This window comes from Pseudomonas sp. P1_F7 (assembly GCF_056405655.1).
On sequence record NZ_JBFUBR010000009.1, the window covers coordinates 82,360 to 96,552 of the forward strand.

At 59.1% G+C, this 14,193-nt stretch carries 16 protein-coding genes; 11 read left to right on the forward strand and 5 right to left on the reverse strand.

Going from position 1 to position 14,193, the window contains the following annotated elements:
- Nucleotides 1-186: 186 nt before the first annotated feature.
- Nucleotides 187-1,374, forward strand: coding sequence for an MFS transporter (locus tag AC1D1M_RS15030; RefSeq protein WP_477776248.1), 1,188 nt, complete (start codon nt 187-189; stop codon nt 1,372-1,374).
- A gap of 121 nt (nt 1,375-1,495) precedes the next feature.
- Here the strand turns inward: AC1D1M_RS15030 and AC1D1M_RS15035 are convergent, their stop codons facing one another.
- Both AC1D1M_RS15035 and AC1D1M_RS15040 read right to left on the reverse strand, forming a co-directional pair.
- A complete protein-coding gene (locus AC1D1M_RS15035) occupies nt 1,496-2,533 on the reverse strand; it encodes an alpha/beta hydrolase family protein (RefSeq protein ID WP_477776249.1) in 1,038 nt (345 codons plus the stop codon).
- Nucleotides 2,534-2,700: 167 nt separating this feature from the next.
- A complete protein-coding gene (locus tag AC1D1M_RS15040) occupies nt 2,701-3,312 on the reverse strand; it encodes an FMN-dependent NADH-azoreductase (protein ID WP_477776250.1) in 612 nt (203 codons plus the stop codon).
- A 131-nt stretch (nt 3,313-3,443) separates the two neighbouring features.
- Here AC1D1M_RS15040 and AC1D1M_RS15045 point away from each other — a divergent pair, with 131 nt between their 5' ends.
- Together AC1D1M_RS15045 and AC1D1M_RS15050 are read left to right on the forward strand one after the other, a co-directional pair.
- On the forward strand, nt 3,444-4,352 hold the full coding sequence (locus AC1D1M_RS15045) for a LysR substrate-binding domain-containing protein (RefSeq protein ID WP_477776251.1): 909 nt from the start codon (nt 3,444-3,446) through the stop codon (nt 4,350-4,352).
- A complete protein-coding gene (locus tag AC1D1M_RS15050) occupies nt 4,349-4,708 on the forward strand; it encodes an MmcQ/YjbR family DNA-binding protein (RefSeq protein WP_477776252.1) in 360 nt (119 codons plus the stop codon). Before AC1D1M_RS15045 ends, AC1D1M_RS15050 begins: the two co-directional genes overlap by 4 nt.
- An 11-nt stretch (nt 4,709-4,719) precedes the next feature.
- On the opposite strand, the gene AC1D1M_RS15055 is transcribed toward AC1D1M_RS15050, so the two are convergent.
- Together AC1D1M_RS15055 and AC1D1M_RS15060 are read right to left on the reverse strand one after the other, a co-directional pair.
- On the reverse strand, nt 4,720-5,148 hold the full coding sequence (locus AC1D1M_RS15055) for a DUF1294 domain-containing protein (protein WP_477776253.1): 429 nt from the start codon (nt 5,146-5,148) through the stop codon (nt 4,720-4,722).
- Entirely contained in the window at nt 5,145-5,975 is an 831-nt protein-coding gene (locus tag AC1D1M_RS15060) for an undecaprenyl-diphosphate phosphatase (protein WP_477776254.1), read from the reverse strand. Before AC1D1M_RS15060 ends, AC1D1M_RS15055 begins: the two co-directional genes overlap by 4 nt.
- Nucleotides 5,976-6,389: 414 nt before the next feature.
- On the opposite strand from AC1D1M_RS15060, the gene pnuC reads away from it, so the two are divergent.
- The 8 genes from pnuC to AC1D1M_RS15100 all read left to right on the forward strand — a co-directional run bounded on the left by pnuC (nt 6,390) and on the right by AC1D1M_RS15100 (nt 12,658).
- Entirely contained in the window at nt 6,390-6,953 is a 564-nt protein-coding gene (pnuC, locus tag AC1D1M_RS15065) for a nicotinamide riboside transporter PnuC (protein ID WP_477776255.1), read from the forward strand.
- Nucleotides 6,950-7,474, forward strand: coding sequence for an AAA family ATPase (locus tag AC1D1M_RS15070; protein ID WP_477776256.1), 525 nt, complete (start codon nt 6,950-6,952; stop codon nt 7,472-7,474). The genes pnuC and AC1D1M_RS15070 overlap by 4 nt, the downstream gene beginning before the upstream one ends.
- A gap of 355 nt (nt 7,475-7,829) precedes the next feature.
- Nucleotides 7,830-8,267: a hypothetical protein gene (locus AC1D1M_RS15075; RefSeq protein ID WP_477776257.1), complete on the forward strand. Its 438-nt coding sequence runs from the start codon at nt 7,830-7,832 to the stop codon at nt 8,265-8,267.
- Nucleotide 8,268: 1 nt separating this feature from the next.
- A complete protein-coding gene (locus AC1D1M_RS15080; protein ID WP_477776258.1) occupies nt 8,269-8,871 on the forward strand; it encodes an adhesin in 603 nt (200 codons plus the stop codon).
- A gap of 64 nt (nt 8,872-8,935) precedes the next feature.
- Nucleotides 8,936-9,775, forward strand: coding sequence for a heme utilization protein (locus AC1D1M_RS15085; protein ID WP_477776259.1), 840 nt, complete (start codon nt 8,936-8,938; stop codon nt 9,773-9,775).
- 61 nt (nt 9,776-9,836) lie between these two features.
- Entirely contained in the window at nt 9,837-10,517 is a 681-nt protein-coding gene (locus tag AC1D1M_RS15090; RefSeq protein WP_477776260.1) for a C39 family peptidase, read from the forward strand.
- A 26-nt stretch (nt 10,518-10,543) separates the two neighbouring features.
- A complete protein-coding gene (locus AC1D1M_RS15095) occupies nt 10,544-11,305 on the forward strand; it encodes a hypothetical protein (protein WP_477776261.1) in 762 nt (253 codons plus the stop codon).
- Between the two features lie 45 nt (nt 11,306-11,350).
- Nucleotides 11,351-12,658, forward strand: coding sequence for a hypothetical protein (locus AC1D1M_RS15100; protein WP_477776262.1), 1,308 nt, complete (start codon nt 11,351-11,353; stop codon nt 12,656-12,658).
- Between the two features lie 59 nt (nt 12,659-12,717).
- On the opposite strand, the gene AC1D1M_RS15105 is transcribed toward AC1D1M_RS15100, so the two are convergent.
- Entirely contained in the window at nt 12,718-14,043 is a 1,326-nt protein-coding gene (locus AC1D1M_RS15105) for a sigma-54 dependent transcriptional regulator (protein ID WP_477776263.1), read from the reverse strand.
- Between the last annotated feature and the right edge of the window lie 150 nt (nt 14,044-14,193).

Sequence of the window (14,193 nt, forward strand, 5' to 3'; positions counted from 1 at the left end):
ATGAATCATCGCGAGCAAGCTCGCTCCCACAGGGGAATGCATTTCAAAATGTGGGAGCGAGCTTGCTCGCGATGAGGCCATGTGGAACACCAATAATGTCACGGCAAAAGTAGTTAGCCTGCTTTCTTTTATCCCAACGCCGCGCCATGATGCAGTTCTCCCACCGCCGCCCGCGAACGAGCCCTCATGTCTGTGCAGCAAGTTGCTCCGCAAAGCTCGATGGCGATCACCCTGCAGATCGTCTCCATCGTTTTCTATACCTTTATTGCCTTCCTCTGCATCGGTTTGCCGATTGCGGTATTGCCGGGTTATGTCCACGAACAACTCGGGTTCAGCGCCATCGTGGCCGGGCTGACCATCGGCTCGCAATACCTCGCCACCCTGCTCAGCCGGCCCATGGCCGGGCGGATGTCCGACAGTGTTGGCACCAAGCGCGCAATCATCTACGGCTTGTCGGGGATTGTGCTCAGTGGCGTGCTGACCTTGCTGTCGACCCTGTTGCAAGGCCTTCCCTTGCTCAGCCTGCTGATTTTGATCGCCGGGCGCCTGTTGCTGGGGATCGCCCAAGGATTGATCGGCGTCGGCACCATCAGTTGGTGCATGGGCCAGGTGGGCGCCGAGCATACCGCGCGCTCGATTTCCTGGAACGGTATCGCGTCCTATGGGGCGATTGCCATTGGTGCGCCGCTGGGCGTGGTCATGGTGCAACAACTCGGGTTCGCCAGCCTCGGCATCGCCCTGTCGTTGCTGGCCCTGGTCGCACTGTTGCTGATTCGCAACAAGCCCTCGGTACCCGTGGTGCGCGGTGAGCGCCTGCCGTTTTGGGCAGTGTTCGGGCGCATTGCACCGTTTGGCGCGAGCCTGAGCCTGGCCTCCATTGGCTACGGCACCCTGACGACCTTTATCACCCTGTACTACGTCAATCGCGGCTGGACCGGCGCGGCTTATTGCCTGACGGTGTTTGGCGTGTGTTTCATTCTGTCGCGGCTGCTGTTCATATCCGCCATCAGCCGTTTCGGCGGGTTCACGTCAGCCATTGCCTGCATGTGCATTGAGACGGTCGGCCTGGTGCTGCTGTGGCTGGCACCTTCGACCGGGTATGCGCTCATTGGCGCCGGCCTGACCGGATTTGGCCTGTCCCTGGTGTATCCGGCGCTGGGTGTCGAGGCCATCAAACAGGTACCCAACTCCAGCCGCGGCGCGGGCTTGAGTGCTTATGCGGTGTTTTTCGACCTGGCGCTGGCCATCGCCGGCCCGTTGATGGGCGCAGTGGCGTTGAACCTGGGTTATGCATGGATTTTCTTCAGTGCGGCGTTGTTGTCGGTGACCGGCCTTGGTCTGACGTTGTTGCTCAAGAGTCGTTCGATGACGTAAGCCTTGGTGCTGACCCTGTGGGAGCGAGCTTGCTCGCGATGGCGGAGTATCTGTTGACATCGATGTTGGATGTGATGGCCCCATCGCGAGCAAGCTCGCTCCCACAAGGGTTTTGTGCAAACTACTGATCGGCGGTCTGCATCCCCGCCCGGGTCGCCCTGCCCAGGGTGCGCGAGAAGAACCTTCCGGCTTCAGAGATCAGATTGCGGTGTATGTCTTGCCGATCGACGCCATCGGCATCGGTGCACAGCGCGGGCATGATCACGATCTGCTCGTCATTGCACGGCGCCATGAAGACGAAGTGCCCTGCCCCGGCCAGCAGCTTGAAGTCAGGCGCCGTCGGCAGTTTGCGCGCCAGTGCTGCGGCGTTCTTGTCGACAGCTACCAGTTTGTCGCCATCGCCGCTGTAAAGCAGCACCGGCACATGCACATCGGCCAGGGTGTGGCGACCGAACTTCAGGCTCAACGGCGCCATCAGCATCAAGGCGTGGACGCGAGGATCGGCCACCGGTTGCAGGTCGTCGCGGTCGACAATCAATTCGCCCTGGGTGTTGCAGGCATCGCGGTCGTCCGGGCGCTCCTGGCAGTAACGGCGCAGGCGATCCAGGTCCGGGGTCGCACCGGACAGGATCAACGCGGTCTCGCCACCGGCCGAATAACCGATGACCCCCACCTGATCGGCATTGACGAACGGCGACAGCATACGGTCGCCCAAGGTAGCGGTAATGGCTTCGGAAATCTGGATCGGCCGGCCGTACAGGTTACTCAAAGTACCGAGGCGGCTGTGATCCCTGGAGTTGTCACCGGGGTGAATCACCGCCACCACGACAAAGCCTTTGCGCGCCAGCGACGTGGCGAGATCGTGCAAGGCCAGTGGAGTGCCGGTGTTACCGTGGGACAGCATCAGCATCGGGAACCGGCCGATGGCGACCTTGGTGTCCTCCCCGGCTTCGACGGTGTAACCCTCGAGCTTGCTGGTGTGCTCCCAATCACTGGAAGGATAGAAGGCGATGGCGCGCATCGGCTGCAGGTCCAGCGGGTCGAGAAAGGTCATCTCATGGAAGCCGACGCTCCAGTGAGGATGCGGTGCAGGCGCGGCGTGCACTGTATTCAGGCTGCTGAGCAGGCAAATCAGTAAAGTTGCACAAAGACGCACCATGGGATGCCCCACCTGTTACCGGACTTGAGACGTACGCCCTGGACTGCATAAGTCGGGCCACAATCTGAAACGACCAGAAACAAAAAACTCCGTAGCTGGTACTTGCGGAACCAGAATACAGAGTTTTTTGGGCTCTACCCGAACGGTTGCCAACTTTTACGTAAGCCTTACGCAGCGGCGAACAACTGCTCGCTGATTTGTGCGTGAGCAGCGCTCATGGCTTTGTTGCGCACGTCGTCACCGTAAGCCAGGCCTTCGGCGCGGACGATTTCGATGTCGATGATGCCGATGAAACCGAACAGCAACTTCAAATATTCTTCGTGGGCAACACCGGTTGCCTGACCGGCGTGCATGCCGCCGGAAGTCGAGACGATCACCACTTTCTTGCCGCCGCACAGGCCTTCAGGGCCGGCTTCGGTGTAACGGAAGGTCTGACCGGCAACGGCGATGCGGTCGATCCACGCCTTCAGTTGAGTCGGGATAGTGAAGTTGTACATCGGTGCGGCAATTACCACGGCATCGGCGGCCAGGAATTCGGCCAGGGTCGAGGCGCTCAGTTCGGCTTCGTGCTGTTGCGCGGCATTGCGCAGTTCAGCGGTGGTGCCGGCGGCGACCAGGGTGGTGGCGGAGAAGTGGCTGATCGCGTCGGCGGCCAGGTCGCGGTAGGTCACCACGGCGGTTGGCTCGGCGGCTTGCCAGGCTTTGACGACTTCGCCGCTCAGCTGACGGGAAGCCGAGTTGTCGCCCAGAATGCTCGAATCGATATGCAGCAGTTTCATGTGGGATCTCCAGGTGAGGATCGCCCACAAGGGCGATCTGATGGGACTAATCCTACAGACGAAACCAATAGCTGATTAGACGGCAACAATGCGATAGTTCGTCTCACAGATAGAACAATCAGGCTCACATCATGCAAGACCTCAACGATCTGTATTACTTCGCCAAAGTCGTGGAAGCCGGGGGATTCGCGGCAGCCGGGCGATTGCTGGGCATCCCCAAGTCACGACTGTCACGGCGTATCGCCGAACTGGAAGAACGCCTTGGCGCACGATTGCTGCAACGCACCACCCGACAGCTGAAACTGACTGCCGTGGGTGAGCGCTACCTCAGGCACTGCCAGGCAATGCTGCTGGAGGCGGAAATGGCCGACGAAGCCGTGGCCAGCATGTCCAGCGAGCCCCGCGGGCGTTTGCGGGTGTCCTGCCCGGTAGGGCTGGCCCACGAAATATTGCCGGGGGTGATCAGCGACTTTCTGGAACGGTTTCCGCAGGTCCAACTGGAGGTCATGCTGCTCAACCGGCGGGTCGACCTGGTGATTGAAGGCATTGACGTTGCCCTGCGTGTGCGGGAACTGGGCGACGAAGACCCGTTGCTGGTCACTCGTCGCCTGCGTCAGGCGCAGATGCTGATGGTTGCCAGCCCCGGTTTCCTCGTTGGCCGCGAGATCAACCATCCCGAGGATCTGAAAAGCCTGCCGGTGCTCGGTGCCCTGGAAGCCGACCGCCTGGTGCACATCCGCCTGCTGGATCAAACAGGCAAAAGTTGTGAACTTGCGCTCGAGGCCCGGCTGGGCATCGATGACTTTATCGTGCGCAAGGCCAGCACCCTTTCAGGACTGGGCTTTACGATGCTGCCCATGATGTATTGCGAGCAGGAACTGGACAACGGCTCGCTGGTGCAGTTGCTGCCCGAGTGGTCGTTGCCCGGTGGCTGGCTGCAAGCGGTCTATCCTCATCGCCGCGGGGTGATGCCGGCGGTACGCGCCTGGATTGACCATTTGGTCGAATCGTTCAATGCCTGTGGGGAACGCCTGTTATGAAAGCTGGACGGATGAGCGAAGAGGATGTCGCGAAATTTTGCCTCGCCCTGCCGGGAGCACGGGAAGACTATAAATGGGGAGGCGTACGGGTGTTTTCGATTGCCGGGAACAAGATGTTCGCCTTGCAGGGGCTTCGGGGTGACTCCCTGGCCTTCAAGGTCGACAAGGATGTGTTTCTCGGCCATTGCGACCGCCCGGGGATTCATCCGGCGCCTTATCTGGCGCGCGCCCAATGGATCATCATGGAAACGCCCTACCCGCTCGGTAGCGAAGAACTACAGGGATTGCTGCAGCGTTCGCACCAGTTGGTGGTGAGCAAACTGCCAAAGCGCACTCAAGTCGGCCTGTTGCTATAGAGCCTTGTTTATCAGAACAAGGCGAACAAGTGCGCGCCGAGGAACAGGTGGTCGATCCAGAACACTTGGTGCATTAGTACGATGATCCAGAACACCAACTGGAACGAGACTTTGCGGGTTTTGTGCCGGAACGCTTGCTGGGCCAGCAAGGCACCGGGCCAGCCACCGGCGAACTCCAGCGCATGCAGGACATTCTCCGGCGTACGCCATTGCTCGGCGCGGGCCTTGCGCTTGTCGCTCCAGTACAGCAAAAACGTCACGACGCTGACGATGCCGTAGGCCGCCAGGGGAATCAACGACACCCCGTGCAGCCATAACGACACCGAACCCGACAGCGGCAACGCGCACAGGATTGCAAACACCAGCCACTTCAGCCGTGGATGGCGGACCTGTCCCCCGGGCTGGCGCCCGGGGTTATTGCGCGAGCTTGAGTCACTCACGGTTTGACCGCACTCCAGTCGACCCAGCCGAATTGCCAGGTCGCCAGGATGATCAGGCCGAACACAATGCGATACCAGGCAAACGCCGCATAGCTGTGGTTGGCGATGAACTTGAGCAGCCCGCGGACCGCGATCATCGCGAAGACGAACGCCGTGACGAAGCCGACCGCGAACACCGGGAAATCCGCCGGGACAAACAGGTGACGGTACTTGTAACCCGAGTACACCGCCGCGCCGACCATGGTGGGCATCGCCAGGAAGAACGAGAACTCGGTAGCGGTCTTGCGCGACAGGCCGAACAGCAACCCGCCGATGATCGTCGAGCCCGAACGCGAAGTGCCCGGAATCATGGCCAGGCATTGGGCGAAGCCAACTTTCAGGGCATCTTTCCAGGTGATGTCATCCACCGTTTCGGCGTGTACTTCATGCTGACGGCGCTCGGCCCACAACATGATGATCCCGCCCACGACCAGCGCCGTTGCCACGGTGATCGGGTTGAACAGGTACTCGTGGATCAGGTCGGCGAAGATCACGCCCAACACCACGGCCGGCAAGAACGCGATCAACAGGTTCGCGGTAAACCGCCGGGCACCCGGCTGGGTCGGCAGACCGATGACCACGTCGAAAATCTTGCGTCGAAACTCCCACACCACCGCCAGGATGGCACCCAGCTGAATAATGATGTTGAACGCCATCGCCCGCTCGCCCCCGAAGCCGAGCAAGTCGGCCACGATGATCTGGTGGCCGGTACTGGAAATGGGCAGGAACTCGGTCAGCCCTTCTACAACCCCAAGTATCAATGCCTGAAAGGCGGTCCAAAGATCCATCAATCCCCCAAAAGGCTATGCGCGCCGGCATGCCCCGTTAGTATTTTCAAAAGCTTTCATTGCGATCAGCGTTGCTGAAGCCCCGCGCATCAAGGATCACCACAGAACCGTAAAAATCCTGTGAAAAAACCACCCTGATTCGGGGTTTACCCGTGCGGGGCCGAAATCCTATCAGACAAGTCCGATTGGCGCTGCCGCGTTATCGGGTGTCGCTCGCACAGGCTCGTGCGGCAACGCGTGGCTGGATGCTGGCAATGGTTTATGACAGGAACAAGAATCCGCGGCTGTACCCGCAAGATCACGGCCGATTTCAGGACTGCTTCGCGCGCCAATGAAGCACACCCTGCGCCACGGGATTCCCGTCGCCAATCCGGTTACAATCCGCCCCCTCTTCGATTTCCCCAAGGAACCTCCATGTCCGGGCTTGAACTGTTTGCCGCCGCCCTCGGTGTGATTGCCGTCTGGCTGACGGTCAAACAGAACCCCTGGTGCTGGCCCATCGGCCTGGTCATGGTGCTGCTGTATAGCTGGATCTTTTTTGAGGTGAAGCTGTATTCGGACATGCTGCTGCAAGTCGTTTATGCCGCCTTGCAGCTTTACGGCTGGTGGCAGTGGACGCGGTTTGGCGAAACGACCCATGGCCGCGAAGTCAGTCGGCTCGATACCCGGTCTGTGGCGATGAGCCTTGCCATCGGTGCAATCGGCAGCCTGTTGCTGGGGGCGGCCATGGCCAACTGGACCGACGCCGCGCAACCCTGGCTCGATGCGGCGTTGACCGGATTCAGCCTGGTGGCGCAGGTCTGGATGGCGCAAAAACGTGTCCAGTGCTGGCCGCTGTGGATCGCCCTGGATGTGATTTTCGTCGGGCTGTTCATCTATAAGGACCTGTACCTGACCGCCGCCCTGTACGGGTTGTTCACCGTCATCGCCTTGCAGGGCTGGCGCGAATGGCGCGCCGATCCGGCATTGCACGCATGAAAGTCCTGGTACTCACAGGCCCCGAATCCAGCGGTAAAAGCTGGCTGGCGGCCGAGTTGCAACAGCGTTTCGGCGGAACTCTGGTCGACGAGTATGTGCGCTGGTTCATTGAGCAGAATCCGCGGGACACCACGTTGGCCGACATTCCGCACATCGCCCGCGGTCAATTGGCTTGGGAAGACCAAGCGCGGGCGCAACAACCGTCTTTGCTCATCCTCGACACGCACCTGCTGAGCAATATCCTCTGGAGCCAAACCCTGTTTGGCGAATGCCCCGCCTGGATTGAACAAGCGCTACTGGCCCGGCATTACGACCTGCACTTGCTGCTGTCGCCAGAACACGTCGACTGGACGGATGATGGCCAGCGTTGCCAGCCCCGATTAAGTGAGCGCCAGGCATTTTTCGAGCAGACCCTGGCCTGGCTTGAGCGCCACGCACAACCGGTTCAAGTACTGCACGGAGATTGGGCAGAACGCCGATTCCAGGCGCTGAACGCCGTAACCCGATTGCTCGACGCCTGACCGGCGTCTGGGGCAATTTCCCCACCATCCCCCCTGTTTTTGGGGGAAAGTGTCCGATCCTGAAACACCCTCCCTGTCTCAAACCGCCCATTTCAGCGCCCTTCATCGTTTGATCACCCAACTTGTAAAGGTATTGACACAACAACGCTACAACCCTTGTTCTAGAGCGGTTCGCCGGCATTTCCGGGTTACCTGCGCATGGTTTCGTCTCACCGTTGGAACATCCTCTGCAAAGGGTCCCCGGGCAAATTCCGCAAGCCATTGAATCAACACGATATTCAAAAACCGGCACAGGTTTCGCTCTATTCCTTAAACAGCTGACCAGGGACGGCCGTCAAATGAAGGAATAACCGTCGTGGGGATATTCAACAAAAAGGGCTTGGCGTGCCTCCTGCTGATCGCGAGCGCAGGTGGCACGATACTCAGTTTCAACGCTCAAGCCGAAGGCAACGGTGTCATCGTGCTTGATCGTTCTGTTCACCCGACTCCCATCGGTCGCAGCGGCGGCAGGGATCCGAACCCGAACACCATCAATGCCAACCCATCAGCCCGCGTCACCGGCGAACTCAGCGACGCCGACATTGCCGGAGTAACCACCGGAACGGCCCTTCGTAACAGTAACGGGCAAAGCCTGAGTGGAATTCAAGGCCTCAACGTCATCACCAACCCCAATGGTTTGCCTGGCATGTCCGTCGGCCACGGTGGCGGCAGTGGCGGTGCCATTTCCGGAACCATCAACCGCGCCATGAGCAGCGGCCTCGGCTCACTGGGCAGAATGGCGGGAGGTCAATGAGATGGATCGCTCCCTTCTTTTACCTGCCAAGTTACCTGCCCTGTTACTTGCCCTGCTCGGCTGCGCCAGCGTGATGGCCGATTCGGGCGTCAGTTCGGTGAACAACGCCACCCTCCTGAGTTCCGGTACTCAATACCGAGGCAACTTCAGCGTCAACCAGGCGGCGGGTGATCAACAGCAGCAGGCCAACGTCCGCGCGATCGCCATTGGTACCGAAGCCGGAGCGACCACCAGCGTCAGGCAGAGAATCACCACGCCCGCCAATCCGTCGATGGACGCGACGGCCACTATCGGCGGCACCTCCTTCAGTAACGGCAACGGCGTACTGGGCGTCAACCAGGGTGCCGGGGCGAACAACCAGATGGCCAACGCCATGCGCATCAGCATCAGCGCTGCACCGCAAGCCATCGACGATAGTGCCCTTTCTCAACAGAACGTGGCGTTGTTACCGAATTCGGGAGCAACTGGCACCCCAAACGGCAGTCGCCAGGTCGTCACAAGCGACCAGGCCTTCACCGGCAGCCGGGGAGTGATCCAGGTGAACCAGAGTGCCGGGGTGGGGAACCGAATGGCTAACACCCTGAGCATCCGGGTCTCTGACTGACCCCGATACAGTGCGATTAGGGACGCACCAACACTTGACCAACTAATGAGCACGGAGAATCACCATGAACCCGACAACTGCTCTCAAACCACTGGCTTTCGCCCTGGCAGCAGTGATGGCATTCGCAGCCCAGGCAGCCGGTCTTGATGATCTCGAGCAGGGAAATGGACAGGGCAACAACCAACAGCCTAATGGCCCGACGCTGGAACAAGTTCTGCAGATTACCGCAGGCGCCGGGGCCGCCGTGCTGGACTCGCAGGAAAGCAGTGGCAGCAGAGTAGTGAACCGGGGCACCAAAAACGACGCTAAAATCGATAACTCCCTGAACAACTCCAACGGCAACATGGGCGCCAACGTTGCAGCCGGTAACGGCAACCAGCAAGACAACGCCGCCGCCCTTGCCACGGCTGACGAAGCCTTCATCTTCGGCAGCGCGATCGCCGTCTCCAGCGCGACTCAGAAGAACACCGGCAACACCGCCAGGAACCACTCCAACACCAACAACACAACGCTCAATAACGCTGGCAACAGCGGTTCCGGCAACATCGGCATCAACGTGACCACCGGCGACTTCAACCAACAGAAAAACAACTTGGCGATTGCCGTTTCGGGTGGCCGTGTAGCAGTAGCCGCGGCGGCGGCTAACCAAAGCACGTCCGGGCTGAACGTCACCAACAACGCCAGGACTGATTTCGTACCCGTGGGTGTACTCGGTCTGTCCGGCATAACCACTCAACAAGTGATGACGCCAGCAGGCTGGAGACCTCCTGTAACCAACAATGCTTCGATCACGGGCTCGATGAACAACTTCTCCGGCAACGGCGGAGCCAACGTATCGTCCGGCGTCGGCAACCAGCAAAGCAACTCGCTGTCGATCGCCGCAGGCTGCAAATCATGCCCATAATCGCGACCGCCATGAAAGCCTCGGCGACGGCGCTTTTCCTCGGTCTGAAGGCGTATCGTCCATGAGCAAGACGGCCCTTTTCGCTCTGCTCTGCCTGTCTGGCCTGACCCAGGCTGCACAGATGCCGGTTGCCGCCCTACCGGGCGGCGTGCTGGTGTACAAGCACGTACAGAGTTTGCGTGAGCGCAAGTTCAGCGACATCGTCGAACAGAAAACCGATTTCAGCTGCGGCGCCGCCGCGCTGGCAACGATACTGCGCCAGGCCTATTGGCTCGACGTCGATGAAGAGCACATCATCAAAGGCATGCTGGTCTACGCCGACCAGGACCTTGTGCGTACCCAGGGTTTTTCCATGCTGGACATGAAGCGTTACATAGAAAGCATCGGCATGCGGGCCCGGGGCTACAAGATCCCACCGGAAAGACTCGATGCAGTGACGATTCCGGTGGTGGTACTGATGGAAATTCGCGGCTACAAGCACTTCGTGGTGTTGCAGCGGGCGGACAAGAACTGGGTCTACATCGGCGACCCGGTGCTTGGTCACAAACGCTACTCCCATGATGACTTTGTCAAAGGCTGGAATGGCATTGTCTTCGCTATCATCGGTCCCGGTTACGACAAAACCAATGCGTTACGCAGTCCACCGGAACCGTTGACTGCCAAGAACAAGATGGATAATTTCAACCCGGTCAAAGATGCTGAATTGATGGAATTTGGTTTCATACAGAGCGACTTCTTTTAATCGCCAATAAGATGACAGGGGGCAGGATGCTCCGGGAGCAGCAAATGAAAACCTCGTATTGGGTGGTTACTGCCTGTCTGGCAGCGACCACTTCAGGTTTTGCTGATGAGTTCAGACCCATCGAAATCAAGGACCAGGAACTGGCCGAGTTGCGTGGCCGGTATGTGATGCCGGGGCGGATCATCAGCTTCGGTGTTGTCATGAGCAGTACCTGGCGCAACGCCAGTGGTGATCTGATCGGGGCAACCACCTCGATGCGCCTTCAAGCCGAAACGGTCAAGCCCGAGTTCTACGTTTCAACCATCAAACACAACGGTAAAGGCGGTTCGCCCAACTCGGGTACCGGTCATGTAACGGGTGGCGCCGGGCTGGGCACCTCTCAGGGCATCACCCAGGTCACACGGGCTGCAGGCGATGGCAACAGTTCAAACAACAAGATCGCCATCAACGTCAAAGAGGCCAGCACGGCCCCTGCGCCGGTGCCGAGCCGGGGCCTGGCGCTGATAGCCGGTCAAACCATCACCGGCAGCAATGCTGCAGGCAGTGTCGCTGTGTCCGCGACCGGCGGCGGTGTTCAGGTGGCCATTACCGCCAACAACAACCAGGGCTCAAGCCTGCAACAAGTCGCCCAAGGCGGGCTACTGCAAGACACCCGGTTGCTGGGCAACAGCAATGTGGTCAACAACATGACTCGACTCAATGTAGTGCTCGACAATAAAGGCCCGAGTGCTGGTGCATTGGGCTACAACCTGAACCAACTCGCTGCATTACGGACCTTGGGGTATTGAACTACGCTGAATTACGACCATTGGGCACAAATGGACGGCTTTTTCATGTACCGATCGGTATCACTGCGTACAGTTATATGCTTGTGCACTCTACTCCCGGCGGCGTTAGTGCAGGCAGCACCTGACCCGGAATTGGAGGCTCTCAAACGAGAGCTTCTGGAGTTGAAACAACGATACGAAGTCCAGCAAAAAGCCCTGGCGGTTCTCGAACAACGGGTGCGCCAGGTCGAAGAACAGCCCGCTTCACCCCCTCCCAAACGCCTGGCCAAGTCGCCGGCAGACCTGAAGGGCAATCCAAGCGTCGCGACCGGCACCGGTGCCGCGGCCGCTTCAGGGGGCGCCGCCGGGGGCAGTGGCAGCTCGTATGGACAATCGCTGGCCGATGACTCACAACCGGCGCAAAGCGTTTCAAACCTGTATGACGAGGCCAGCGGATTCTTCGGCGGTGGCAAGTTCAGCTTCGAAACCGGGATTACCTACTCCCGATACGATACCCGCCAACTGATCCTCAACGGTTTTCTCGCCCTGGACTCGATCTTTCTGGGCGCCATCAACCTGGACCGGATCAAGGCCGACACATGGACGCTTGACCTCACCGGCCGCTACAACTTCAACAATCGCTGGCAGTTCGACCTGAACGTGCCGGTGGTCTACCGTCAGTCCACGTACCAGTCCGGTGGCGGCAATAACGGCGCCGCAAACGTCACGACCGAAGATACCGTCAAAGAAGACCCGACCATTGGTGACGTCAACTTCGGTATCGCCTACAAATTCCTCGACGAGTCGGTCAACACCCCGGATGCCGTGGTGACCTTGCGCGTCAAGGCGCCGACCGGCAAAGATCCGTTCGGCATCAAGCTGATTCGGGTGGACGATAACTCAAACCTGGCCGTGCCTGAATCCTTGCCTACCGGTAATGGCGTCTGGTCGATTACGCCGGGGATCTCTCTGGTCAAGACGTTCGATCCAGCGGTGCTGTTCGGCAGCCTGTCCTACACGCACAACCTGGAAGAGTCTTTCGACGACATCAGCTCCAACCCGGCGGTCAAGACACCGGGCAAAGTACGCATTGGCGACAGCTTCCAGATTGGCGCCGGTATTGCGTTCGCCTTGAACGAAAAGATGAGTATGTCGTTCTCGGTCTCCGACCTGGTACAGCGCAAAAGCAAGCTCAAGGAAGATGGCGGGGATTGGCAATCGGTGGTATCCAGCGATGCCAACGCCGGTTACTTCAACATCGGCATGACCATTGCGGCCACCGACAGCCTGACCATCGTCCCCAACCTGTCCATCGGCATGACGGACGATGCCCCGGACTTCCAGTTCAGCCTGAAACTGCCTTACTACTTCTAACCCGAACAAAAAAACCGCTGCAGTTTCAATTGCAGCGGTTTTTTGTTTAAGGCTGCAGTTCAGCGAATCTGATGCTTGTGCAACAACCGGTAGAAGGTCGGTCGCGACACACCCAATACTTTGGCGGCGATACTCAGGTTATCGCTGTGGCGGCTCAATACATCACACAATGCCTGGCGTTCGGCCCGGCTCTTGTATTCTTCGAGGGTGCCCATCGGCGCGGCGATCGCATGCTGACTGATCAACCCCAGATCACGGGCCTCGATCTGCCGGCCTTCGGCCAACACCAGCCCGCGACGAACGCGATTGGCGAGTTCGCGAACATTGCCTGGCCAGTCGTGTTTGCCCATGGCAATCAACGCGTCTTCGCTGAAACTGCGTGGGCGGCGCCCGGTTTCACGGCTGTAGAAATGAGAGAAGTGGTTGGCCAGCGCCGCCAAGTCGCCATGGCGCTCGCGCAGCGGAACAGTCGCCACTTGCAGTACGTTCAAGCGGTAATACAAGTCTTCGCGAAAGCGTTTCTTCTCGATGGCGGCTTCAAGGTTGACGTTCGTCGCCGCCAGAACCCGCACATCCACCGGAATCGGCTGACTGCCGCCCACCCGCTCAATGTGTTTTTCCTGGAGGAACCGCAGCAGATTGGCTTGCAACTCCAGTGGCAGGTCACCGATCTCGTCGAGAAACAGAGTGCCACCGTTGGCGGCTTCTATCCGTCCGACCTTGCGTTGGTGCGCGCCGGTAAATGCGCCTTTCTCATGGCCAAACAGCTCGGACTGGATCAAGTGTTCGGGAATCGCACCACAATTGATCGCAATAAAGGGTTTGCTGTGACGCTGGGACAGACGATGCAGGGTGCGTGCGACCAGTTCCTTGCCAGTGCCGCTTTCACCCCGAATCAATACCGGAGATTCGGTCGGAGCCAGTTTGCTCAACAGCTTCCGCAGTTCACGGATAGGTTTGCTGTCACCCAGCAATTCGTGCTCGGGCTGGTCAACATGGACCGTACCCTGCCCGCGCAACCGCGCCATGCCAAACGCCCGGCCCAGCGTTACCTGAACCCGGGACACATCGAATGGCAAGGTATGAAAGTCAAAAAACCACTCACAGACGAAGTCGCCGACATTTTGCAGGCGCAGCACTTCCTGATTGAGTACGGCTATCCACTCGGTACCGCTGCGGCTGATCAATTCTTTGACAGCTTCCGGGTGCTCAAGGTGAAAGGGCTGCAAGCGTAACAAGCCCACGTCACAGGTTCGGTCAGCGGCGTTCTCCAGCGTGCAGCTGTCAACGTCCCAACCGATAGCGCGCAATCCAGGGAGCAGACGATAGCAATCGTCACAGGGGTCCACCACTAATAAACGTCGTAAAGCAGGCGCATCGCTCATGACTGTTCCTTGGCGCCAAATTTACGAAAATTTATTAAAAACAGTCATTTGGCTGACCTGACTGTAACATTAGCAAGAATTTGACAGGGCCTTGTACCGTTTGACGATAGGGATGCTAATAAACCAGTTATAAGATGCGACTTGTTAGTT

Bases quoted from the DNA above. Each gene is read 5' to 3' on its own strand.
- AC1D1M_RS15105 (WP_477776263.1), bottom strand. From the start codon at position 14,043: ATGAGCGATGCGCCTGCTTTACGACGTTTATTAGTGGTGGACCCCTGT.
- AC1D1M_RS15070 (WP_477776256.1), top strand. From the start codon at position 6,950: ATGAAAGTCCTGGTACTCACAGGCCCCGAATCCAGCGGTAAAAGCTGG.
- AC1D1M_RS15085 (WP_477776259.1), top strand. From the start codon at position 8,936: ATGAACCCGACAACTGCTCTCAAACCACTGGCTTTCGCCCTGGCAGCA.
- AC1D1M_RS15095 (WP_477776261.1), top strand. From the start codon at position 10,544: ATGCTCCGGGAGCAGCAAATGAAAACCTCGTATTGGGTGGTTACTGCC.
- AC1D1M_RS15045 (WP_477776251.1), top strand. From the start codon at position 3,444: ATGCAAGACCTCAACGATCTGTATTACTTCGCCAAAGTCGTGGAAGCC.
- AC1D1M_RS15060 (WP_477776254.1), bottom strand. From the start codon at position 5,975: ATGGATCTTTGGACCGCCTTTCAGGCATTGATACTTGGGGTTGTAGAA.
- AC1D1M_RS15050 (WP_477776252.1), top strand. From the start codon at position 4,349: ATGAAAGCTGGACGGATGAGCGAAGAGGATGTCGCGAAATTTTGCCTC.
- AC1D1M_RS15100 (WP_477776262.1), top strand. From the start codon at position 11,351: ATGTACCGATCGGTATCACTGCGTACAGTTATATGCTTGTGCACTCTA.
- AC1D1M_RS15035 (WP_477776249.1), bottom strand. From the start codon at position 2,533: ATGGTGCGTCTTTGTGCAACTTTACTGATTTGCCTGCTCAGCAGCCTG.
- AC1D1M_RS15080 (WP_477776258.1), top strand. From the start codon at position 8,269: ATGGATCGCTCCCTTCTTTTACCTGCCAAGTTACCTGCCCTGTTACTT.
- AC1D1M_RS15030 (WP_477776248.1), top strand. From the start codon at position 187: ATGTCTGTGCAGCAAGTTGCTCCGCAAAGCTCGATGGCGATCACCCTG.
- AC1D1M_RS15090 (WP_477776260.1), top strand. From the start codon at position 9,837: ATGAGCAAGACGGCCCTTTTCGCTCTGCTCTGCCTGTCTGGCCTGACC.
- AC1D1M_RS15040 (WP_477776250.1), bottom strand. From the start codon at position 3,312: ATGAAACTGCTGCATATCGATTCGAGCATTCTGGGCGACAACTCGGCT.
- pnuC (WP_477776255.1), top strand. From the start codon at position 6,390: ATGTCCGGGCTTGAACTGTTTGCCGCCGCCCTCGGTGTGATTGCCGTC.